The sequence below is a fragment of the Streptomyces sp. NPDC043908 genome (assembly GCF_056435525.1).
Map to the genome: position 1 here is coordinate 65,886 of NZ_JBWKEI010000011.1, position 21,064 is coordinate 86,949.

Annotated in this window: 18 protein-coding genes and 1 tRNA gene; 10 read left to right on the forward strand and 9 right to left on the reverse strand. The window is 74.2% G+C overall.

Features of this window, described 5'->3' with window-relative positions; genetic code table 11:
• Positions 1 to 15 precede the first annotated feature (15 nt).
• The gene (locus AC069K_RS23940; RefSeq protein WP_478619589.1) at positions 16 to 807 is read left to right on the forward strand and encodes a cobalt-precorrin-6A reductase; all 792 of its coding nucleotides are present in this window, start codon (positions 16 to 18) and stop codon (positions 805 to 807) included.
• Here AC069K_RS23940 and cobF read toward each other — a convergent pair.
• On the reverse strand, positions 776 to 1,531 hold the full coding sequence (gene cobF, locus AC069K_RS23945; protein ID WP_478619591.1) for a precorrin-6A synthase (deacetylating): 756 nt from the start codon (positions 1,529 to 1,531) through the stop codon (positions 776 to 778). The genes AC069K_RS23940 and cobF overlap by 32 nt on opposite strands.
• 81 nt (positions 1,532 to 1,612) lie before the next feature.
• On the opposite strand from cobF, the gene AC069K_RS23950 reads away from it, so the two are divergent.
• From AC069K_RS23950 to AC069K_RS23960, 3 genes are read left to right on the forward strand one after another with little or no spacing between them, the layout of a single operon-like run.
• A complete protein-coding gene (locus AC069K_RS23950) occupies positions 1,613 to 2,368 on the forward strand; it encodes a (Fe-S)-binding protein (protein ID WP_478619595.1) in 756 nt (251 codons plus the stop codon).
• Positions 2,365 to 3,783: a LutB/LldF family L-lactate oxidation iron-sulfur protein gene (locus AC069K_RS23955; protein WP_478619598.1), complete on the forward strand. Its 1,419-nt coding sequence runs from the start codon at positions 2,365 to 2,367 to the stop codon at positions 3,781 to 3,783. The genes AC069K_RS23950 and AC069K_RS23955 overlap by 4 nt, the downstream gene beginning before the upstream one ends.
• A complete protein-coding gene (locus AC069K_RS23960) occupies positions 3,780 to 4,460 on the forward strand; it encodes a LutC/YkgG family protein (protein WP_478619601.1) in 681 nt (226 codons plus the stop codon). Before AC069K_RS23955 ends, AC069K_RS23960 begins: the two co-directional genes overlap by 4 nt.
• A gap of 11 nt (positions 4,461 to 4,471) precedes the next feature.
• On the opposite strand, the gene AC069K_RS23965 is transcribed toward AC069K_RS23960, so the two are convergent.
• The gene (locus AC069K_RS23965; RefSeq protein WP_478619604.1) at positions 4,472 to 4,948 is read right to left on the reverse strand and encodes a DUF309 domain-containing protein; all 477 of its coding nucleotides are present in this window, start codon (positions 4,946 to 4,948) and stop codon (positions 4,472 to 4,474) included.
• Between the two features lie 106 nt (positions 4,949 to 5,054).
• On the opposite strand from AC069K_RS23965, the gene AC069K_RS23970 reads away from it, so the two are divergent.
• From AC069K_RS23970 to AC069K_RS23985, 4 genes are all read left to right on the forward strand, one after another.
• Positions 5,055 to 5,128, forward strand: a tRNA-Pro gene (locus tag AC069K_RS23970).
• 275 nt (positions 5,129 to 5,403) lie between these two features.
• The gene (locus AC069K_RS23975; protein ID WP_365106601.1) at positions 5,404 to 6,564 is read left to right on the forward strand and encodes a DegT/DnrJ/EryC1/StrS family aminotransferase; all 1,161 of its coding nucleotides are present in this window, start codon (positions 5,404 to 5,406) and stop codon (positions 6,562 to 6,564) included.
• A complete protein-coding gene (locus tag AC069K_RS23980; RefSeq protein WP_478619608.1) occupies positions 6,561 to 7,676 on the forward strand; it encodes a Gfo/Idh/MocA family protein in 1,116 nt (371 codons plus the stop codon). Before AC069K_RS23975 ends, AC069K_RS23980 begins: the two co-directional genes overlap by 4 nt.
• 46 nt (positions 7,677 to 7,722) lie before the next feature.
• Complete coding sequence (locus AC069K_RS23985) at positions 7,723 to 8,400, forward strand: HAD-IA family hydrolase (RefSeq protein ID WP_365106606.1); 678 nt, start codon at positions 7,723 to 7,725, stop codon at positions 8,398 to 8,400.
• Between the two features lie 66 nt (positions 8,401 to 8,466).
• Here AC069K_RS23985 and AC069K_RS23990 read toward each other — a convergent pair whose 3' ends face one another.
• From AC069K_RS23990 to AC069K_RS24000, 3 genes are all read right to left on the reverse strand, one after another.
• Positions 8,467 to 9,288 carry a hypothetical protein gene (locus AC069K_RS23990; protein WP_365106608.1) on the reverse strand — a complete coding sequence of 274 codons (822 nt, stop codon included), beginning with the start codon at positions 9,286 to 9,288 and terminating at the stop codon, positions 8,467 to 8,469.
• Between the two features lie 97 nt (positions 9,289 to 9,385).
• Positions 9,386 to 10,240 carry a shikimate dehydrogenase family protein gene (locus AC069K_RS23995; RefSeq protein WP_365106611.1) on the reverse strand — a complete coding sequence of 285 codons (855 nt, stop codon included), beginning with the start codon at positions 10,238 to 10,240 and terminating at the stop codon, positions 9,386 to 9,388.
• Positions 10,237 to 11,475: a 3-deoxy-7-phosphoheptulonate synthase gene (locus tag AC069K_RS24000; protein WP_478619613.1), complete on the reverse strand. Its 1,239-nt coding sequence runs from the start codon at positions 11,473 to 11,475 to the stop codon at positions 10,237 to 10,239. The genes AC069K_RS23995 and AC069K_RS24000 overlap by 4 nt, the downstream gene beginning before the upstream one ends.
• A 156-nt stretch (positions 11,476 to 11,631) precedes the next feature.
• Here AC069K_RS24000 and AC069K_RS24005 point away from each other — a divergent pair, with 156 nt between their 5' ends.
• Positions 11,632 to 12,408, forward strand: a complete 777-nt coding sequence (locus tag AC069K_RS24005; RefSeq protein WP_478619616.1) for a thioesterase II family protein — start codon at positions 11,632 to 11,634, stop codon at positions 12,406 to 12,408.
• A gap of 56 nt (positions 12,409 to 12,464) precedes the next feature.
• Here the strand turns inward: AC069K_RS24005 and AC069K_RS24010 are convergent, their stop codons facing one another.
• Positions 12,465 to 15,227, reverse strand: coding sequence for a helix-turn-helix transcriptional regulator (locus AC069K_RS24010; protein ID WP_478619619.1), 2,763 nt, complete (start codon positions 15,225 to 15,227; stop codon positions 12,465 to 12,467).
• Positions 15,228 to 15,557: 330 nt separating this feature from the next.
• On the reverse strand, positions 15,558 to 18,296 hold the full coding sequence (locus AC069K_RS24015; RefSeq protein ID WP_478619622.1) for a BTAD domain-containing putative transcriptional regulator: 2,739 nt from the start codon (positions 18,294 to 18,296) through the stop codon (positions 15,558 to 15,560).
• A gap of 326 nt (positions 18,297 to 18,622) precedes the next feature.
• Between AC069K_RS24015 and AC069K_RS24020 the strand changes: the two genes are divergently transcribed.
• Positions 18,623 to 19,528, forward strand: a complete 906-nt coding sequence (locus AC069K_RS24020) for an ROK family protein (RefSeq protein WP_478619625.1) — start codon at positions 18,623 to 18,625, stop codon at positions 19,526 to 19,528.
• Positions 19,529 to 19,560: 32 nt separating this feature from the next.
• Here AC069K_RS24020 and AC069K_RS24025 read toward each other — a convergent pair whose 3' ends face one another.
• Positions 19,561 to 19,995, reverse strand: a complete 435-nt coding sequence (locus AC069K_RS24025) for a type II 3-dehydroquinate dehydratase (RefSeq protein WP_365106625.1) — start codon at positions 19,993 to 19,995, stop codon at positions 19,561 to 19,563.
• Positions 19,988 to 21,052 carry a 3-dehydroquinate synthase family protein gene (locus tag AC069K_RS24030; RefSeq protein WP_478619630.1) on the reverse strand — a complete coding sequence of 355 codons (1,065 nt, stop codon included), beginning with the start codon at positions 21,050 to 21,052 and terminating at the stop codon, positions 19,988 to 19,990. Before AC069K_RS24030 ends, AC069K_RS24025 begins: the two co-directional genes overlap by 8 nt.
• Positions 21,053 to 21,064 lie beyond the last annotated feature (12 nt).

Genomic DNA, 21,064 nt, shown 5'->3' on the forward strand with positions numbered 1-21,064 from the left:
AACTATCCTCGGCCCATGCCCACCCCCGCCGACCCCCTGCCCCCCCACACCCTGATCCTCGCCGGCACCACCGAAGCCCGCGAGCTCGCCACCGCCCTCGACGCCGTCGGCATCCGCGTCACCACCTCCCTCGCCGGACGCGTCGGCACCCCCCGCGCGCTCCCGGGCGAGCTCCGCGTGGGAGGGTTCGGCGGCGCCGGGGGGCTCGCGGTGTGGATGCGGGAGCACCACGTCACCGCGCTCCTCGACGCCACCCACCCCTTCGCCCACCGCATCAGCGAGAACGCCGCCGAGGCCGCCCGCCGCACCGGCATCCCGCTCATCGCCCTGCGCCGCCCCGGCTGGGCCCCGGGTCCGGGCGACCGCTGGCACAGCGTGCGCACCCTCGACGAGGCCGCCGCCCTGTTGCCCTCGCTCGGCCGCCGGGTGTTCCTCACCACCGGCCGCCTCGGCCTCGCCGCCTTCGTACCCGTCGGCGACAGCGGTCCCGACCCGCTCCGGTTCCTCGTCCGGTCCGTGGAGCTTCCGGACCCGCCGACTCCCCGCCACTGCCAAGTCATCCTCGACCGGGGCCCGTTCACCCTCGACGGGGAGCGGCGGCTCCTGCGGGAGCACCGCATCGACGTGCTCGTCACCAAGGACAGCGGTGGCCCCGCCACCGCCGCCAAACTCACCGCCGCCCGCGAACTCGGCCTGCCGGTCGTCGTGGTGCGGCGCCCCGAGCCGCCCGCGGGGGTCACCACCGTCCCGGACGTGGACAGCGTCCTCGCCCTGCTCAGTCCCGCCGCAACAGATACGTGTCCATGATCCAGCCCTTGCGCTCCCGGGCCCGCGCCCGCAGCTCCTCGATACGGTCGGAGACCTCCGACAGGCGCCCCTGAACCAGGATCTCGTCCGGCGTGCCGACGTAGGCGCCCCAGTAGATGTACGCGTCCTGGTCGAGGTGGCGGGTGAACGCCTGGCGCGCGTCGAGCATCACCACCACGTCGTCCACCCCCTCCGGCCAGCCCTCCGCGAGCCGCCGCCCGGTGGTGATCTGCACGGGCCTCGCGACCCGGTTCAGCCCCGTACGGTGCTTGGCCAGGAGCGCCGAGACGCTGCTGATGCCCGGCACCACCTCGTGGTCGAACTCCACCGCGCCCCGCTCCAGGATCTCCTCCAGGATGCCGAGCGTGGAGTCGTACAGCGCCGGGTCGCCCCACACCAGGAACGCCCCGCACTCGTCCTCGGCCAGATCGTCCACGATGAACCGCTCGTAGAGGTCGGCCCGGCGGCGCCGCCAGTCGTCGACGGCCGGTGAGTAGTCCGATGTCCTGCGGTCGCGCTCCGGGTCGCGCGCCTCGACCAGGCGGTACGGGCGCCCGCCGGCATGCGCGTCGAGAATGTCCCGGCGCAGCCCGGTCAGATCGGACTTCTCCTCGCCCTTCTCCATGATGAAGAAGGCATCCGCCTTGTTCAGCGCCTTGACGGCCTGGAGCGTCAGATGGTCGGGGTCGCCCGCCCCGATGCCGATCACATAGATCTTTCTCACGGCCCCGAGTCTGCCGCATCCGTACCACGGCGCGAACAGCGAGGCCTGTCGGGACGGGGGAGCACCGCCTATCCTCCGACCATGCGTGTCGCACTCTTCGTCACCTGCGTCAATGACGCGGTGTACCCGGCCACGGGCATCGCGACGGTGAGACTCCTCGAACGCCTCGGCGTGGAGGTCGACTTCCCGGCCGGCCAGACGTGCTGCGGGCAGGCCCAGTTCAACACCGGCTACCGCCGCGAGACCGAGCCGCTGGTGCGCAGGATGGGCGCGGTGTTCGAGGGGTACGACCATGTGGTCACCCCGTCCGGCTCCTGCGCGGCGATGGTCCGCGACAACTACCCCCGCCTGGCCCGCCGGGCCGCCGCCGAGGGCCGGGGCACCGGGCTCGGCGAGATCGCCCGGTCGCTGGTCCCGAGGGTGTACGAGCTGTCGGAGTTCCTGGTCGACGTCCTCGGCGTCACGGACGTCGGCGCGTACTTCCCGTACACCGTCACGTATCACCCCTCCTGTCACGGTCTGCGCGTGCTGGGACTCGGGGACCGGCCGCGCCGGCTCCTGGACGCCGTCAAGGGGCTTGAACTGCGGGAACTGCCCGGCGCCGAGGAGTGCTGCGGCTTCGGCGGCACCTTCGCCCTCAAGAACCCGGACGTGTCGGCGGCCATGGGCACCGACAAGGCGGACAGCGCGCTCGCCACCGGCGCCGAGGTGCTCTGCGGCGCCGACAGCTCCTGTCTGATGCACCTCGGCGGCATCCTGCGCCGCCGGGGCGACCCCCTGCGGGCCCTGCACCTCGCCGAGATCCTGGCCAGTACGGAAGCGGAGCCCTACGTATGAGCGGCACCTTCGTCGGCATGCCCGCCTTCCCGGCGGCGGCCAGGGAGGCGGTCGGCGACCCCGTCCTGCGCGCCAACCTCCGCCACGCCACCCACACCATCCGCGACAAGCGCGCCGCGGCCGTCGCCGAGCTGGCCGACTGGCAGGAGCTGCGCGAGGCGGGCCGGCGGATCAAGGACCACACCCTGCGCCACCTCGACCGGTACCTGCTGCGGCTGGAGGAGTCCGTCGTCCGCGCCGGGGGCACCGTCCACTGGGCGGCCGACGCCGACGAGGCCAACCGCGTCGTCGCGGACCTGGTCAAGGCCACCGGCGAGCGCGAGGTCGTCAAGGTCAAGTCGATGGCCACCCAGGAGATCGGCCTCAACGAGGCGCTGGCCGCCGAGGGTATCTCCGCGTACGAGACCGACCTCGCCGAACTGATCGTGCAGCTCGGCCACGACCGGCCGTCCCACATCCTCGTCCCCGCCATCCACCGCAACCGGGGCGAGATCCGCGACATCTTCCGCGAGGAGATGGGGAAGTGGGGCCGCCCCGCCCCGGAGGGCCTGAGCGACAGCCCCGCCGAGCTGGCCGAGGCGGCCCGGCTGCATCTGCGGGAGAAGTTCCTGCGCGCCAGGGTCGGGATCTCCGGCGCGAACTTCATGGTGGCCGAGACCGGCACCCTGGTCGTCCTGGAGTCCGAGGGCAACGGCCGGATGTGCCTGACCCTGCCCGAGACGCTGATCTCCGTCGTCGGCATCGAGAAGGTCATCCCCACCTGGCGGGACCTGGAGGTCTTCCTCCAGACGCTGCCGCGCTCCTCCACGGCCGAGCGGATGAACCCGTACACCACCATGTGGACGGGCACCACCGACGGCGACGGCCCCTCCGCCTTCCACCTCGTCCTGCTGGACAACGGCCGCACCGACACCCTCGCCGACGAGGTGGGCCGCCAGGCGCTGCGCTGCATCCGCTGCTCCGCCTGCCTCAACGTCTGCCCGGTGTACGAACGGGCCGGCGGCCATGCCTACGGCTCGGTCTACCCGGGCCCCATCGGCGCCATCCTCAGCCCCCAACTGCGGGGCACGGCCAGCGAGATCGACGCCTCGCTGCCGTACGCCTCCTCGCTCTGCGGGGCGTGCTACGAGGTGTGCCCGGTCGCCATCGACATCCCCGAGGTGCTCGTGCACCTGCGCGAGCGCGTCGCGGACGCGGGCGGCAGGGGCCACCGGCTGGAGAAGGCGGCCTGGAAGGCGGCGAGTTGGGCGATGGACCGGCCGGCCGTGATGGCGGCGGCCGAGCGGGCGGTGACCCGGACCCGGAGGGTGCACCCGGCCAACCCGCCCGGCGCCGGAGCGTGGACGGCGAGCCGCGCCCTGCCCGAGATGCCGCCGGAACCGTTCCGCGACTGGTGGAAGAAGAGGAACCGATGAACTCCCGCGACCGCGTCCTGGCCCGCGTCCGCGCCGCCGTGGCCGACGCCCCCGAGGCGCCGGAGCCCGCCCGCGACTACCTCACCGGTCACACCCCGGACGACGACCCCGGCGCCCTCGTCGACCTGCTGCACGCGAACCTGGCCGACTACCGCGCGCTCGTGCACCGCACGGACACCGAGGGCCTGCCGGCGCTGCTGGCGCGGCTGCTCGCCGAGCGCGGCGCGGCGACGGTCCTGGCGCCCCCCGGGCTGCCCCCGAGCTGGCTGAGCACGGCCGGGGCCGTACAGGTGCGGGACCGGGCCGCGTCCACCCCGGCCGAACTCGACGCGGTGGACAGCGTGGTGACCGGCTGCGCCCTCGCCATCGCCGAGACCGGCACCCTCGTCCTGGACGGCTCCCCGGACCAGGGCCGGCGCCGGATCACCCTCGTACCGGACCACCACATCTGCGTGGTGCGGGTGCCGGACCAGGTGGTGGCGTCGGTCCCGCGGGCGATGGGGCGGCTCGCTCCGACGCGCCCGCTGACCTGGATCTCCGGGCCGTCCGCGACGAGCGACATCGAGCTGGACCGGGTGGAGGGCGTGCACGGCCCGCGCACGCTGGAGGTGGTGCTCGTCGGCGACCGACCCCCTGGCGTCAGCGGGCCGGCCGGGACGCCTCGGCCGCCGCGCTGACCCCCCTGGCGTCAGCGGGCCAGCCTTGGTGCCTCGGCCGCCGCGTCCACCGGCCCGGGCAGCCGGCCGGCCAGCGCCCGGGCCCACTCGATGAGCCCGGCCCGGTCGATCCCGTACAGCGGTGTCCCCGCGTACCGCCCCAGCGAGTCCGCGCCCCGCGCGAGCAGCGCGGCGCCGCCCCTGGCGTTGCCGCGCGCCGCGTGCGTGAGTCCCACGGCGAGCTGGGCGAGCCCCCGCCACAGCTCCCGCTCGCTCTCCGGCCCCGCCTTCCAGGCGTCCTCGAACACCTCGTGCGCGTGGAACGGCATCCCCGCGTCGAGCAGCCGCTGCGCCTGAGTCACGGTCTCGCCCGGGGTGCGCGCCACGCCCTCCGGCTGCCGCTCCACTCCGGGCGAGCCGTACGGCAGGGGGCGCCCCAGCCCGTCCCTGGGCCGGGCGTTGCGCGCCCGCCCCTCGGCGTCCCGGTCCCGGCGCGAAGAAGTCTCCATGCGCCCATTGTCCCCCGCCGTCGCTCCCCGTACCGGAACACCGCCCTGAGTGAGGTATGGTTCTCATGCACGACCGGCCGGGGGAAACCCCAGGTCAGACGGGCACCGGGACGTGGCGCAGCTTGGTAGCGCACTTGACTGGGGGTCAAGGGGTCGCAGGTTCAAATCCTGTCGTCCCGACTTGCGTGGACGCGAGTCAGAGGCCGTATCGGAAACATCCGATACGGCCTTCCGGCATTTCCGGGGCCGTTGGGCGCCCCGTCACGGTCACCCGGGGCCGAGAAGAGGCCGCCACCCGGTCGTTCCGCCCCTTCGCGGCGGGGATTTTCCGGTAAGGCGCGCGGCCCCGATAGGGGGCCCAATTCCCAGGGCTAGGGGTGGTTTAGGGGAATGACTGTGCCCGGCGGGCGTGAGTAATGTTCGCCGTAATTCGGTAAACGGAAAAGGGTGCAGAAGTGGCTAACTTTGACCAGGAATTGAGTCTGCCGGCCTGGCCGCAGTACGGCGACGAGGAGCGCGAGGGACTCATCCGCGCCCTGGAGCAGGGCCAGTGGTGGCGCATGGGCGGCAGCGAGGTCGACACCTTCGAGGCCGAGTTCGCCGCGTACCACGGCGCTCCCTACGCCCTCGCGGTGACCACCGGCACGCACGCGCTGGAGCTGGCCCTCGAAGTGATGGGGATCAAGCCGGGCGACGAGGTCATCGTCCCCGCCTTCACCTTCATCTCCTCCTCGCAGGCCGTGCAGCGCTTCGGCGCGGTCGCCGTTCCGGTCGACGTCGACCTCGACACCTACAACATCGACCCGGCCGCCGCGGCCGCCGCCGTCACCGACCGGACCCGGGCGATCATGCCCGTCCACATGGCGGGCGTCGTCGCCGACATGGACGCCCTCGGCAAGATCGCCGCCGACGCCGGCATCCAGCTGGTCCAGGACGCCGCGCACGCGCACGGCGCCAGCTGGAAGGGCAACCGGATCGGCGAGCTCGGCTCGATCGCCGCCATGAGCTTCCAGAACGGCAAGCTCATGACCGCGGGCGAGGGCGGCGCCGTACTCTTCCCCGACCGCGAGTCCTACGAGCTCGGCTTCCTGCGGCACAGCTGCGGCCGCCCGCGCGGTGACCGCACGTACCGGCACGCCACCTCCGGCTCCAACTTCCGGATGAACGAGTTCTCGGCGAGCGTGCTGCGCGCCCAGCTGAGCCGGCTCGACGCGCAGATCGACACCCGCGAGGAGCGCTGGCCGCTGCTGTCCCGGCTGCTCGCCGAGGCCGGTGTGGTGCCCCAGGGCGACGACGAGCGCGTCGACCGCCACCCGCACTACATGGCCATGTTCCGGGTCCCGGGGATCACCGAGGACCAGCGCAACGCGCTCGTCGACGACCTGATCGCCCTCGGTCTGCCCGCCTTCGCCTCGTTCCGCGCGATCTATCGCACCAACGCGTTCTGGGAGCACTCGGCTCCCGAGGAGACGGTGGAGCAGATAGCCGCCCGCTGCCCCAACAGCGAGCTGATCAACGCGGAGAGCATCTGGCTCCACCACCGCACCCTGCTGGGCACCGAGGAGCAGATGCACCAGGTGGCCGAGCGCGTCGCCGCCGCCGTGGCCGCCCGGTGAGCGAGTCCGCCCCGCCGATACCGGTGGCCGTCGTCGGCCTCGGCTGGGCGGCCAGGGAGATCTGGCTGCCCCGGCTGCGACGGCACCCCCGCTTCACCGTCGCCGCCGTCGTCGACCCGGTCGCCGAGGCCCGAGCCCGGGTCGCCGAACTGGCCCCGGGCGCACGGGCCGTGGCCTCCATCGAGGACATCGACCCGGCCGAGGCACGCCTCGTGGTCGTCGCCGTCCCCAACCACCTGCACGCCGCCATCGGCGTCGGCCTGCTGGAGCGCGGGCACACCGTCTTCATCGAGAAGCCGGTCTGCCTCAGCTCCGAGGAGGCGCGCCGGCTCGTCGAGGCCGAGGCCGCCGGGGACGGGGTGCTGCTCGCGGGCAGCGCCGCCCGCGGGCGCGCCGACGTACGCGCCCTGTACGAGGCCGTGCGCGGCCTCGGCGCCATCCGGCACATCGACGCCTCCTGGGTCCGCTCGCGCGGCGTGCCCGGCGCGGGCGGCTGGTTCACCAACGGCGAACTCGCGGGCGGCGGCGCCCTGCTGGACCTCGGCTGGCACCTGCTCGACGTGGTCGGCCCCCTGACCGGCGACGCCGACGCCGAGCAGGTCGTCGGCGCCGTGTCGGCGGACTTCCTCGCGGACGCCCGGGCGGCGGCCGGGTGGCGCGGCGACACCGAGACCGGCCCGGCGGCCGGCGTCGACGTCGAGGACACCGCCCGCGGCTTCCTGGTGTACGACAACCGGATCTCCCTCGCGCTGCGCGCGAGCTGGGCCTCGCACGAGGAGTTCGACACCACCACGGTCACTGTCGAGGGCACAGCCGGCACCGCCACGCTGCGCTGCACCTTCGGCTTCAGCCCCCGCCGCTCCGGCGGCTCCCGGCTCCTGCTCACCCGGTCCGGCGAGACCACCGCGGTGCCGTTCGCCGAGGAACCCATCGGTACCGAGTACGACCGTCAGCTCGACGACATCGCGGACCGGCTCGCCGCCCCCGACAGCAAGGGCCGGGCGGCCCGGGAGGCCCGGCGCACCGTCGGTGTGATCGAGCGTCTCTACCGCTCGGCGGGCTCACCGCGCCACAGCGCGGAACCCGCCGCCGCGACGCGGGTCACGCGGTGACACCGCACCCGATCCGTACCGGCACAGCCACAGCTCAGGAGTTCTGATGAAGATCGACATCGCTTCCCTGGCACGCGAAGGCCGGCCGACCGCCGTCGTCTTCGACCTGGACGGCGTGCTCGTCGACAGCTTCGACGTGATGCGCGAGGCGTTCCGCATCGCCTACCGCGAAGTCGTCGGCGACGGTCCGGCCCCGTTCGAGGAGTACAGCCGTCACCTCGGCCGGTACTTCCCGGACATCATGCGGACCATGGGCCTGCCCCTGGCCATGCAGGAGCCCTTCGTGAGGGAGAGCTACCGCCTGGAGGGGAAGGTCCGGCTCTTCGACGGCGTCCGGGAGCTGCTCGCCGAGCTGACCGCGGGAGGCGTCCGCCTCGCCGTGGCCACCGGCAAGAGCGGCGACCGGGCTCGTTCCCTGCTGCGGCGGCTCGATGTGATCGACCACTTCGAGTACGTCATCGGCGGCGACGAGGCACCCCGCGCCAAGCCCGCGCCGGACATGGTGCTCAAGGCGCTGCGCCTGCTCGGGGTGGGCCCGCACGAGGCCGTGATGGTCGGTGACGCGGTGACGGATCTGATCAGCGCCCGGGGCGCCGGCGTCTCGGCCGTCGCCGCGCTGTGGGGGGAGACCGAGGAGAAGGAGCTGCTCGCCATGCTGCCCGACGCGGTGCTGCGCGAGCCGGCCGAACTGCTCGACCTGGTCCACGTACGCGTCGCCATCTGACCCCCCCTACGGGGAAGGGCCCGGAACGCTTCGGCGTTCCGGGCCCTTCCCCGTTTCCCCGGAGGGTTACGCCGCCACCGGGGCCTCGCCCAGCACCAGCTGGTACGCGGTCTGCGCGTCGCGGTGGTCCGGGCCGGTCAGCGCGGAGCGCAGCGCCCGGGCGGCCGAGGCCGCGGCCTCGGGGCCGATGCCCAGCCGGGTGTGGACCTCGTGGGCGTGGTCGAACAGCTCGTAGTTGAGGGTCGGGGTGGTCCGTACGGTGTGCCGAAGGTCCTGCGCGTACCGGGCCCACACCGGGCGCAGCACGGGGTCGAGGGCGGTGGAGGCGGTGGTCGCGAAGAGGGCCTGCGCCTCCTTGCCCGCCCGCTTGTGCAGGTCGCGGCGGGCCGTCGGAGCCAGGGCGCGGCTCCAGTGCTGCCACCCGAGGAAGAGGAAGGGCAGCCGGTCCCGCTCGGGCAGCAGCTCGGTGAGCAGCCGCAGGTGCAGGGAGGCGACGGAGAACTCGTCGGCGGGGGCGAGCCGCTCGCCCCCGAGCAGGCCGAGGGCCAGATCGCCGGTCAGGATCGACAGCGCCGAGGGGCCCGCGGCAGCGCGCTCGGGAGTGCGGGCCACGTCGACGGCGAGGCCGAGCCGCGCCGAGTCGCGGGTGAGCCGCCGCTCCAGCGCGTCGACCGCCTCGGGCACGGCCTCGAAACGCACCTCGATGCCGGCGGGCTGCTGCCCGGCGGCATCGACGTGGTGGAAGCGCCACCGGCCCGAGCGGTCGGCGGCGCGCAGTTGCTCCACGAGGCCGGGAACGAGGTCGGAGACGAACAGCCCGACCGGGTCGCCGGCCGCGCGGTGGCCCGTCGCGGGCAGCGGGCGGATGGACAACGAATGATGCGTCATCGCGGGAATTCCTCGCGCTTCTGGGGGCGGAATGAGGGAATGGCTCGTCACCGACCCTAGGCTTCGTTCTCCACCCCCCGACACCCTTGGAATCCCCTTATTCCGAAGGTGAATCCCCCCGGTCCGGAACGAGCCGGAAGAATTCCCGGTACGCGTCGAGCTGATGGTCCAGCATGTGCGTTCCCGGGTGGGCGGGGCGGCCCAGGAGCGCCGCCCGCTCCAGGAGGGCGGTGCGCGGCGGCTTCATGATGATGTCGGCGACCACGGCGCCGGCCGGCAGCCCGTCCGGCTCGAACGGCAGCGGATCGTCCGGCCGCATGCCCAGCGGGGTCGCGTTCACCGCCAGATCGGCGTCGGCCAGCCGGGGCGCCGCCGTGGCCGCGGCCCGGCCGGGCCAGTGCGCTTCGAGCCGGGCCAGGAGCGCGTCCACGCGCGCGGTGTCGGGGTCGGCGACGGACAGGCGCGCGACCCCGGCGGCGAGCAGGGCCGCCGCGATCGCGCTGCCCGCGCCGCCGGCGCCCACCAGGGCGACGCGCCGGCCCGCCGGTTCGTGGCCCGCCGCCCGCAGCCCGCCGACGAAGCCGGTGCCGTCGAAGTTCTCCGCGTACCAGGTGCCGTCCGGGTCGCGGCGCATCGCGTTGGTGCTGCCCGCGACCGCCGCCGCGGTGCTCACCCGGTCGGCGAGCGCCAGGGCGGCGGCCTTGTGCGGCACGGTGAAGAGCATCCCGTCGAGGTTGCCGATCGCCTTCAGGCCTTGGACGACCCGGGTGAGGTCCGCCGCGGCGGCCCGCACCGGCACCAGGACCGCGTCGGTGCCCAGCCGTGCGAAGAGCGCGTTGAGCAGAGCGGGGGCGCGGACCTGGGCCACCGGGTCGCCGAGGACGGCGTAGAGCCGGGTGGTCCCGGAGATGGCGGGGGCGCCCGCCGGGCCGGACGTGCGGTCCGTGGTCATGCCGCCAGCAACTCCCCGACCGTGAGGGCCAGTTCGATGGCCTGACGGGTGTTCAGGCGCGGGTCGCAGAGGGTCTCGTAGCGGGCCACGAGATCGTCGTCGGAGAGCTCCTGGAGGCCGCCGAGGCATTCGGTGACGTCCTCGCCGCTCGACTCGACGTGCAGCCCGCCCGGCCAGGTGCCCAGCTCCCGGTGGACCTCGAAGAAGCCGCGCACCTCGTCGAGGATGTGGTCGAGCCGCCGGGTCTTGTAACCGCTGGGCGACTCCTGGGTGTTGCCGTGCATGGGGTCGCACTGCCAGACCACCGGATGGCCCTCGGCCGTGATCCGCTCCACGATCGGCGGCAGCGCCTCGCGGATCCTGCCGTGCCCCATCCGGGTGATGAAGGTGAGGCGGCCGGGGGTGCGGTCCGGGTCGAGGCGGCGCGCGTACTCCAGTGCCTCGTCGGGGGTGACGTTGGGGCCGATCTTGACGCCGACCGGGTTGTCGATCAGCTCGGCCAGCGCGATGTGGGCGTGGTCGAGCTGCCGGGTGCGCTCGCCGATCCACAGGAAGTGGCCGGAGCCGCCGTAGAGCCCGGGGGTGCGGCTGCCCGGCGGCCGCTCGCGCAGCAGCGCCTGCTCGTAGGGGAGGACCAGGGCCTCGTGGCTGACGAAGAGTTCGTGGCCGTCGTGGGCGGAGCCCCGTACGACGCTCATCGCGGCGGACGCGTGGGCGTGGGCCCGTACCAGCCGCTCGGGGTCGGGGACGCGGGCGGCCAGGTCCGGCTCGAAGGAGTTGACCATGTCGCCCCGGTAGGCGGGCAGTCCGAGCGCGTCGGTGTCCGAGGAGCGCGGCTTGGCGTACTGCCCCGCCATGCGGCCGACCAGCACCACGGGCGTGCCCACCGTGCGGGTCAGGGCCGCGCCCATCGTCACCAGGCAGCGGACGGTGGCCCGCAGCCGGGCCTCGGTGCTCGCCGCGAAGCTCTCCGCGCAGTCCCCGCCCTGGAGCAGGAACGCCTCGCCGCGCGAGACCGCCGCGAGGCGCTCGCGCAGCCGGTCGACCTCCGCGGGGGCGACGATCGCCGGCGCCTCGCGCAGCCGCTCGACCACGGCAGCCACGTGTTCCTGATCCGGCCAGCCCGGCTGTTGCAGCGCGGGCTTGGCGAGCGCTTCGGCGAGGGCCGGCCGGCGCCCGCCCTGTGCGGGCCCGAAGGGGCCCGGCCCGGCAAGGGCCGTCGTAGTGGCGGTCACGCCGACTCCCAGTGGTTCCTCGATGTCCGACTCAAGCTGACAGCCAGATTGTTTCGGCGCCCGGGGCCGCGAGGTACCCCACTTCGCCCCCTAACCGCCTCGTGGACGGCCGGGGAAGGGGGCGGCGCGGGGCAGGGTGGGACCATGACACGCACCATGACATCCGACGAAGCCCAGAACTGGATACGCCCCTTCGGCCCCGCGGGCACGGTCGACGACTCCGTCCCGAGGCTGGTCTGCCTGCCCCACGCCGGCGGCTCCGCCAGCTTCTACCGGCCGCTCGCCGAGGCGCTGGGGGAGCGCGTGCCCACCCTCGGGGTGCAGTACCCGGGCCGCCAGGACCGCTACCGGGAGCCGGTGATCAGCGATCTCAGGGAGCTGGCCGGGGAGGTCTTCACGGCGCTGCGGACGCTCGGACCGGGGCCGGTGGCGCTCTTCGGGCACAGCATGGGCGCCGTCGTGGGGTACGAGGTGGCGCTGCTGATGCGGCGCGCGGGGCTGCCCGGGCCGGTGCGGCTGTTCGCCTCCGGGCGCCGGGCTCCGTCCCGGTACCGCTTCGAGAACGTCTGGCGGCGCGACGACGCCGGGATCGGGGCGGAGCTGCGGCGGCTGGCCGGCACGCACGCCGAACTGCTGGCCGACCCCGAGGTGGTGGAGCTCGTCCTGCCCGCCGTACGCGGCGACTACCGGGCCATCGAGACCTACCGGCACGACCCCGCCGAGCGGCTGGGGTGCCCGCTGTCGGTGCTCACCGGCGACGCCGACCCGATGGTGAGCGCCGACGAGGCCGCGGACTGGCGCGGCCACACCGAGGGCCCGTTCTCCGTGCGGACCTTCACCGGCGCGCACTTCTACCTGCTCGACCACATCGCGTCGATCGCGGGTGCCGTCGAGGCGGACCTCGCCGCCGACCGGGTGGCCGGCGCGGTCTGAGCGGAACGCCGGACGCCCGTCGTCCGGGGCCGTGCGGCCCCCGGACGACGGGCGGTTCAGCTCGCGGCCTCCAGGTGCCAGCTGAGGTCCGACGGCAGCTGCTTGCGGTGCTTGATGTTCAACTTGCGGTAGACACGCGTCAGATGCTGCTCGACCGTGCTCGGGGTGACGTAGATCTTGGCCGCGATTTCCCGGTTGGTGTACCCCATCGCCGCGAGCGCCGCCACCCGCCGCTCGGAGTCGGTCAGGGCCGCGAGGTGGTCGGTGCCGCCGGAGTCGGCCACCACCTCCACCAGCTCGCGGCTGACCGACAGCAGCTCCCGTACGAGCGGCTCGGCCTCGCACATCCTGGCCATGTGCAGCGCGCGCCGGTGCAGCATGCGGGCCCGGCGGTTGTCGTCGAGGCGGTGGTAGGCGTCGCTCAGATCGGCCAGGGTGCGGGCCTGCTCGTAGCGGTCGCCGCAGCTCTCCATCAACTCCAGCACTTCCAGCAGCAGTTGCGGGCGGCGCGGAGCGGGGCTCACCGCGGCCATGAGCCGCAGGGCGAGCGCGCGGTTGCGGGCGCCGCGGTCGCCGGTGCGGGCCAGCAGGTCGCTGACGAGCTGCCGCGTCTGGTCGTGGTTGCCGAGCCCCAGCCACGCCTCGGCCGCGCCCGCCGCCCACGGGACGATCCCGACCGGGTCGAGGCCCCAGCCCCGGACCAGGTCGCCGCAGGAGAGGAAGTCGGCCAGCGCCACATGGTAGTGACGGGTCATCAGATAGAGCTGTCCGCGTCCGTACAGATAGTGCAGCCCGTACCGGGTGCGGAACATCGCGTCCGGCACCGGCTGCGCCAGCACCTCCGCGGCCTCGTCGAACCGCCCCAGCCGCGCGTACGCCTGGAGGAGGTTGCCCAGCGGCAGCCCGGCCGCGACGCCCCAGGCCCGTACGTTCAGCTCCTCCAGGGCGGCGGTGCACGCCTCGACCGTGCCGGTCAGGTCGCCGCGGCGCAGCGCGACCTCGGACTGCACGGCGAGGACGACGGCCCGCCACGGCAGGGTGCGGCCGCCCTTCTCGCGCTCGAAGAGCCGCTCGCACCACTCCATGACGCTGTCGAGCTGGTTCGCCGCGGTGAGGGTGGAGAAGGAGAGCAGCGCCGCCTCGTCGACCCAGCAGGTGTGCTGGCCCAGGTGGAGGTCGCGCAGGGTCTCCTTCGCCCGGGAGACCGCTTTCGCCGACTGCCCCCGCGAGAGCAGCCCGGAGAGCGCGGCGGTGGACTGGAGCCAGGGGTCGGCCAGGGGTGACAGCAGGTGGACGTTGCCGTCCGGGCCGCCGGACGGCGGTCCGACGCGCCGGGCCAGCGTCGGGTGGGTGATCGCCAGCCACTGCTCCAGTCCGCGCAGCTCGGCCGCGGCCTCGCTGTCCTGTTCGGCCTGCGAGCGCAGCAGGTCCAGCAGCTCCACCGCCTCGTCGGTCCGGCCGTGCCACAGCAGATGGCGTACGAGGTTGAGGCCCTCGCGCCGCTGCAGGTGGCCGGCCCGCAGCGCCGCCGTCAGCTGGGGGATGTGCCGCCCGGTCGAGCCCGGGGACATCGTCCACTCGGCGTGCGCGAGCCGGGCGCGGGTCATGGCGGCGACGGCCGGGTCGGTGGCGCCCTCCAGGGCCAGTTCGAGGTAGCGGGCGGCGCGCTGGAGGTCGTGGGCGCGCAGCGACTGCTCCGCGGCCTCCTGGAGGAGCGGCGTCGCCCACGGCGGCGGCGGGGCGCCGGCCTCCAGCAGATGGCCGGCCATCGCCGGCAGCGGCGCGCCGCAGTCGCCGAGCAGCTCGGCCGCCCGCCGGTGCAGGGCCGCCCGGTGCTCGGCGGGAATCTCGTCGAGGACGGCGGCGCGGGCGGAGGCGCGGCGGAAGCCCCCCGTCCCGTCCAGCACGCCGGCGTCCCGCAGCTGGGCCACGACCTGCTCCTCGGCCTTGGGCGCCAGGTCGATCAGACGGCCCGGCGCCACCCACTCGGCGCTCTCGTCGAGCAGCGCGCGGGCGCGGGCGACCTCGAGCATCCGCGGCCCGCCCCGGTGGAGGTAGCTGAGGACCGCGAGTTCATAGCGGCCCGAGCCGTCCCGCGAGGCGAACCGGTCCTCGACGAGGGCGTCGAGGAGCAGCGGGTTGCCGCCGGTCTCCTCGTGCAGGCGCTGCGCGTGGCGGTCGCCGGTGGCGGTGCCGACCCGCAGCGCGAGGAACTCCCGTACGCCCTCGGCGGAGAGCGGGGCGAGGGGGATCCGGTGCAGATGGGGCTGGCGGTGCAGTTCGGTGACGAACGGCGAGGGCACGCCCGACCGCTGCCCCTCGTCGGTGAGGACGATCATGATGCGGCCGGTCAGGCTGCGCCGGACCAGCTGGATGAGGAAGCAGAGGGAGGGGATGTCGGCGTGCTCGATGTCGTCGACGGTGACCACCAGCAGCCGGTCGGCCGCGACCTCGTTCAGCCGCAGGACCAGGTGGTGGTGGACGGCGAGCAGCTCCTCGGGCGCGACGTCGGAGCTGAAGCCCACCGCGTGCCGGGCGGCCTGGGCGAGCAGTTCCTTGATCTCCTCGGGGTGGCGGCCGGGCAGCGGCGCGCCGTGCAGGAGCTGGCGGACCACGCCCAGCGGCAGAGTGCTCTCGTTGGGCACACAGGAGGCGCTGAGGACCAGCGCTCCCTCACCGAGCTGCTGCTCGACGAAGGCCTGGAGCACCGAGGTGCGGCCGGTGGCGGGCGGGCCGGAGACCAGGGCGACCTGCCCCTGCCTCCCGCTGGAGCGGGCGGCCAGTTCTCCGAGCTGGGCGAGGTGTTCTCGCCGCTCCACTAGATGCATTACTTTCCCCCATTGATATCCGTCGCCCTGCCGTTTTGTGCTAGTGGGCTGGAAACGATCGGAAACATAACACCGACCGGCCACGGGCCGGTGAGGTTCGGCCCATGCCCCGGCAATGCCGGTCGGGGGAGAAGTCGGGTGTTTTCCCGGTCGGTCGACCGGTTTTCAAAAGGCCCGGGCCCCTGCCGCGGCGGATCCCGGCAGAATGCGGGGTTCCGCCAGCGAAAATCCGACCCCGGTGCCGGTTTTTACCGTTGATCTGCCGGTTCGTCGAAGGTGAGTGCTTATTACATTCAATTCGGCGGCGCCGGTGCCTCCTCATTACCGCCGCATGGGCGCACGCGTGGAGGGCTCCTCCAGCGAGCATTCCGCAATGGTGCAGCCATCCCGGGAAGACAGCGGATCCTCATGCGGAATAACCTGATCCGGAAATTCCGCGCCCGAATCGCCGTGCCATGCGGCGGCCCGCCGATATTTGGCGACCCGTGCCGTACGCGGCAGTTGTACGTACGCCACGCAGCGCACCAGGGGAGTACGGAAGGCGTACTCCATCTGGTCACCCGAGGCGAGGGCGGCGGGCACCCGGCGCAGCAGGCCGGCCTGTTCGAGATGGCGCAGGCAGTGCGCCGCCTCGTCGTGGTCCCGCCCGCCCACGGCCGCGACCGCCGCCGCCGTGACCCGGGTGCCGAGCGCGGCGGCGTCCTGGAGCACCGCCCGGTCGTGGTCCGGCAGGGTGTCGAGCCGGGTGGCGATGATGCTGTACACGGACTGCGGCACCGGGAGCCCGGTGGCGTCCGGGAGGTGGTCGGCCTGGCTCAGGGTGCGGGCGGACAGCTCCCAGGAGAGCGGTGTGCCGTCGCGCAGCGCCTCGGCGTACTCGACGGCGAAGCGCGGATTGCCGTCGATCCGCGCCATGAGCGCGGCCCGCGAGGGCAGGCCCACCCGGGTGTGCAGCCCGGCGCCGTTGCGCAGCGGCGGCATGGACAGGACCGCGTCGAACAGCTCCGCCGTGGCGTCCTCGGGCAGCGGTTCCAGGAACAGCGTGGACAGCTCCGGCCGCCCCTGCCCCCAGCGCGGGCGGCGCTGGAGCAGCTCGGGGCGGGCGGTCGCGACGATCAGCACCGGGACGGAGCCGGGCGAGGCCAGGTCGTCGAGCAGGTCGAGCACCGCGTCGTCGGCCAGGTGGAGGTCGTCAATGATCACGGTCAGCGGCGCGTCGGTCGCCAGCTCTTCGAGGAACCGCCGCCAGGCGGGCAGCGCCTGGGCCTCCTCCTGCTCGGCGTCACCGTCCGGCCGGGGCAGGGCCAGGGGGGCGAGCCGGGACATCAGCCAGTCGGCCGTCCGCGCGGTGCCGGCGAGCCCGCGCACCGCCCGGTCGAGCCTGTCCTGGGCGGCCTCGGGCGGATCGTCCGGGCCGATCCCGGCGTACGAGGCGAGCAGGCCGCCCAGCAGCCCCGGCCGGGCGGGCTCGCGGAACGGGGGGACCCGGCCGACGAGGCGGCGCACCCGCTCGTCGCCCGCGCCCGCCGCCGCGGCGAACTCGGCGGCCAGCCTGCTGCGTCCGCTGCCGGGCGGGCCGACCACGGTCACCAGATGCGGCCGGCCGCCGGTGCGCACCGCGTCGAGCCGTCCGCGCAGCGCCCCGAGCTCCTCGCCGCGGCCCGTGAACGGCGCGGGCCCGGTGGGCGCGGGGCCGCTCGGCAGCAGACCGGTCACCAGCCAGCCGCCGAGCTGGTCGACGGCCGGGGAGTGCACCACCGCGCAGTGGCCCGCCCGTGCCGTGGTGTCGCAGACCCGGATGGTGCCCGGGCGGACGAAGTCGAGAAGCTGCTGGCAGCGGTCGAGGACCCCGCCGGTCAGGTCGATCCGCCGGTCGCCGCCGCAGTGCCGGGAGAGCAGCGCCTCGCCGGTCGTCACGGCCGCGGAGACCTCCATCCGCGTGATCACCCCGTTCGGCGCGTGGTCGCCGAGCCGGCGCTGCACGGCCAGGGCGGCGCGCATGGCCCGCTCGGCGATGTCCTCCTGGCTCCTGGGCACCCCGAACGCGGCCTGCCACATCGACCCGATGACCCCGGTGACCACCCCGCCGTGCCGGCGCACCTCGTCCCGGACCGCCGCGCCCGCGAGCCGCAGCCCCTCGGCGACGCACTCCGGGTCGTGGTGCTGGGCGTGCGGGTCGAAGTGGGCGCGGACCATCAGCACGCTGACCAGCTTCCACTCGACGCTCACCGGGGGCGTGTCGTACCCCGGCTCGCGCTCGCCGCGATCCGCGGTCCACGGCGCGGCGGGCGTGTCCCCGGAGGCGGGCAGCAGGGAGGCGTCGTGGTTGAGGATCGACTGCTCCAGGTCGCGCAGCGCGCGGCCGGGATCCAGGCCCAGTTCCCGGGCCAGGGTGTCCCGGGTGCGGCGGTAGGCGCTGAGCGCCTCGGCGTGCCGGCCGCACCGGTAGAGCGCGAGCATCAGCTGCCCGCACAGCCGCTCGCGGGCCGGGTTCGCCTCGTACTCCGCCAGCAGCTCGGCGACGAGTTCGTGGTGGGAGCCGGCGGCCAGTTCGGCCTCGACGCAGTCCTCCAGGACGTCCAGGCGGGCGCTGCGGACGAGCCCCGTCTCCGGCCAGTCGACGCCGGCCTCGACGAGGTCGGCGAGGACCGGACCGCGCCAGAGCCCCAGCGCCTCCCGCAGCAGGGCGACGGCCGGTTCCCGGGCGCCGGCGGCCATCTCGGCCCGCCCCTGCTCCACCAGCGCCTGGTGGCGGTACCAGTCGATGTCCTGCTCGGGCACGCGCAGCACGTATCCGTGCGGCCGGGTCTCCAGGGCCACCGAGGTGTCCGTGGCCGAGTGCAGCGCCCGGCGCAGGCCGGCCACCACGTTCTGGAGCCCCTTGCGCGCGGTGGGCGGGACGTCGTCGCCCCACAGGGCGGTGAGCAGGCGGCTGGTGGCCACCGTCCGGTTGGCGTGCAGCAGCAGGATCCCCAGCGCGGCCCGCTGTTTGAGGCCGCGGATCAGCACCGTCTGCCCCTGGTGGACCACGGTGAGCGGTCCGAGGAGGTTGAACTGCATGCGCACGGCCCTCAATTCACGACGGGGAAGTGGGGAGCGGGGGAGCGGGGGTAGGGGGAGGGGTTGGCCGCGGAGCGGCACCGGCATTCTTCGTAGCTCGTTTTGCCTGGTCAAGCCGGATTACTGGGGTGGGGGGCCGGGGGAAGGCGAGGTCGGGACACCCAGCGTGATGACAGGTCTGGACCAGACCGGGGAAATGGGAGCACCCCTCCACCGGACGTTGACAGAGTGTCAACTTTTATGAAGTCGGTCACAGTGCCCGGCGATTGGCGGTCCATGACCACGGAATGGGTGGCTCCGTTCCGTGACGGCCTAGGCTCCCGGCTGTGATCGAAAACCCGGCAGACCGTACGTACCTGGGCATCGACGTGGGCGGCACCAAGGTCGCGCTGCGCCTGGAGGGGGCCGGACGGGCCCCGGCGCAGGACTCCTTCCCCTGGCACCCCGACGCCTCCGCCGCCGAGGACATGGCGGCACTGGCCCGGCATGTCCAGGAGTTCCTCGCCGGGGAGCGGGGGCCCCTCGCCGCGGCGGGCGTCGCCGTACCCGTGACGCTCGACGAGCGGCAGCACGTCACCGCCTGGCCCAACAGGCCGTCCTGGCGGGGTCTGGACCTCGGGGCACGGTTGCGCGCGCTGCTGCCCGGGGCGCGGGTGGAGATCGGGGACGACGGCGACCTGGCCGCCCTCGCCGAGGCCGCGCACGCGGGCAGCCGCGACCTGGTCTACCTCGGCGTCGGTACCGGCGTCGGCGGCGGCCTGGTCCTCGACGGGCGGCCCTGTCCGGGACCGGCCCGGGGGTCGAGCGAGCTGGGCCACATGGTCGTCGACCGGTCCGGGCCGCTGTGCGACTGCGGCCGGCGCGGCTGCCTCCAGGCCTTCGCCTCCGGCCCGGCCACGCTGCGCAGGGCGGCCCGGCTGCGCGGCCGCGCGGTGGAGTTCGCCGAGCTGCGGGCGGCCGTCGAGGCGGGCGAACCCTGGGCGCGGGAGACGGTCGCCGCGACCGGCGAGGCGCTGGCGCTGGCGGTGGTCTCGCTCGGCGAGGCGCTGCACACCGGCACCGCCGTGATCGGCGGCGGCTTCGCCGCGGCGATCCCCGCGGTGGTCGAGGAGACCGCCCGGTCCGTGGCCGCGCTGGTCCGGCCCGGGGTCCGCCCGCCGCGCGTGGCGGCGGCCGGCCTCGGCGGTCTCTCCTCGCTCCACGGCGCACTGCTGCTGGCCCGGCGGGGCTGAGACCCCCGCCGGGCCGGCGGTCCCGGACGCGGTCAGTGCGGGACCTTGGCGAGCAGCGCCCGGGCCGCGAGGCGGTAGCCGTAGGCCCCGAGCCCGACGATGATCCCGGACGCCAGCGGGGCGATCACCGACTCGTGCCGGAACGACTCGCGCGCCCACACGTTGGACAGGTGCACCTCCATCCACGGCCGCGGGTAGCTGGCCAGGGCGTCCCGCAGCGGCCAGCCCGTGATCATCAGGGCGCCCGGGTTCACGATCGCGCCCACGGTGTCGTACGAGCCGTGGATACGGCCGATGAGCTCGCCCTCGACGTCGCTCTGGAACGAGGTGACCGTCCAGCCGCGCCCGGCGACCTCGTCGGCCACCGCCTTCTCGATGTCGGCGAGCGTGTCGGTGCCGTAGATCTCCGGCTCGCGCCGGCCCAGGATGCCCAGGTTCGGTCCGTTGAGCAGCAGCAGTTCAGGCATGGTCGGCCCTTTCGCCGGTCGGGGAAGTACGGGGGGCCCGGTCCATCGCGGTCAGCGTCTCGGCGACCACGTGCCGGGGAACATCGGGGACGAGCTCGGCTCCGCCGGGCCCGTCGAGGACGAACGTCAGGCCGTGCGTGGCCTTCTTGTCGAGCGCCATCAGGGCGACGAGGCCGTCCACGTCGACCTCGGGCGGCAGCGCGGTGGGCAGCCCGAAGTGGCGTACCACGTCCAGGTGCTCGGCGACCCGGCTCGCGGGGATCCGGCCGAGCGCCCCGGCCAGCCGGCCCGCGAAGACCGTGCCGATGGCCACCGACTCGCCGTGCGAGAGCGCGAAGTCCGTCGCCCGCTCCAGCGCGTGGCCCAGCGTATGGCCGTAGTTGAGCAGATGGCGGTGGCCGGTGTCCCGCTCGTCGAGGGCCACGATCTGCGCCTTGCGCGCCACGCTGGCCGCGATCTGCTCGTGCAGCGGCAGCCCGCGCAGATCGCCCGCGCCGATGAAGAAGCAGCGGGCGATCTCGCCGTAGCCGCCGATCAGTTCGCGCTCCGGCAGCGTGCTGAGGTAGTCCGTGTCGCACAGGACGGCGCTCGGCTGCCAGTAGGTGCCCACCAGGTTCTTGCCCTCGGGCAGGTTGACCGCCGTCTTGCCGCCCACGCTGGCGTCCACCTGCGCGAGCAGCGACGTCGGCAGGTGCACCACGGGAACGCCGCGGTGGAACAGGGCCGCCGCCAGGCCCACCGAGTCGGTGGTGGTGCCGCCGCCGACGGACACCACCGCGTCCGACCGCGTCAGCCCGAACTCGGCGAACCGGCTGCACAGCCGCTCCACCGTGGCCAGCGTCTTGTCGTGTTCGCCGTCCCGGGCCGGCACGAACAGCGAGGGCACGCCGGGGTCCGGCACCCACTCCGGCGGCCGTGCGGAGACCACGACCACCCGCCGTGCCCGGGTGCGCGCCACCGCCTCGGGCAGCAGGTGCCGTACGCCCGGCCCGATGGTGACGTCGTACGAACGGTCCTCCAGGTCGACCGTGATGGTCCGGTGCGTACCGGTCGTCATATGAACCCTTTC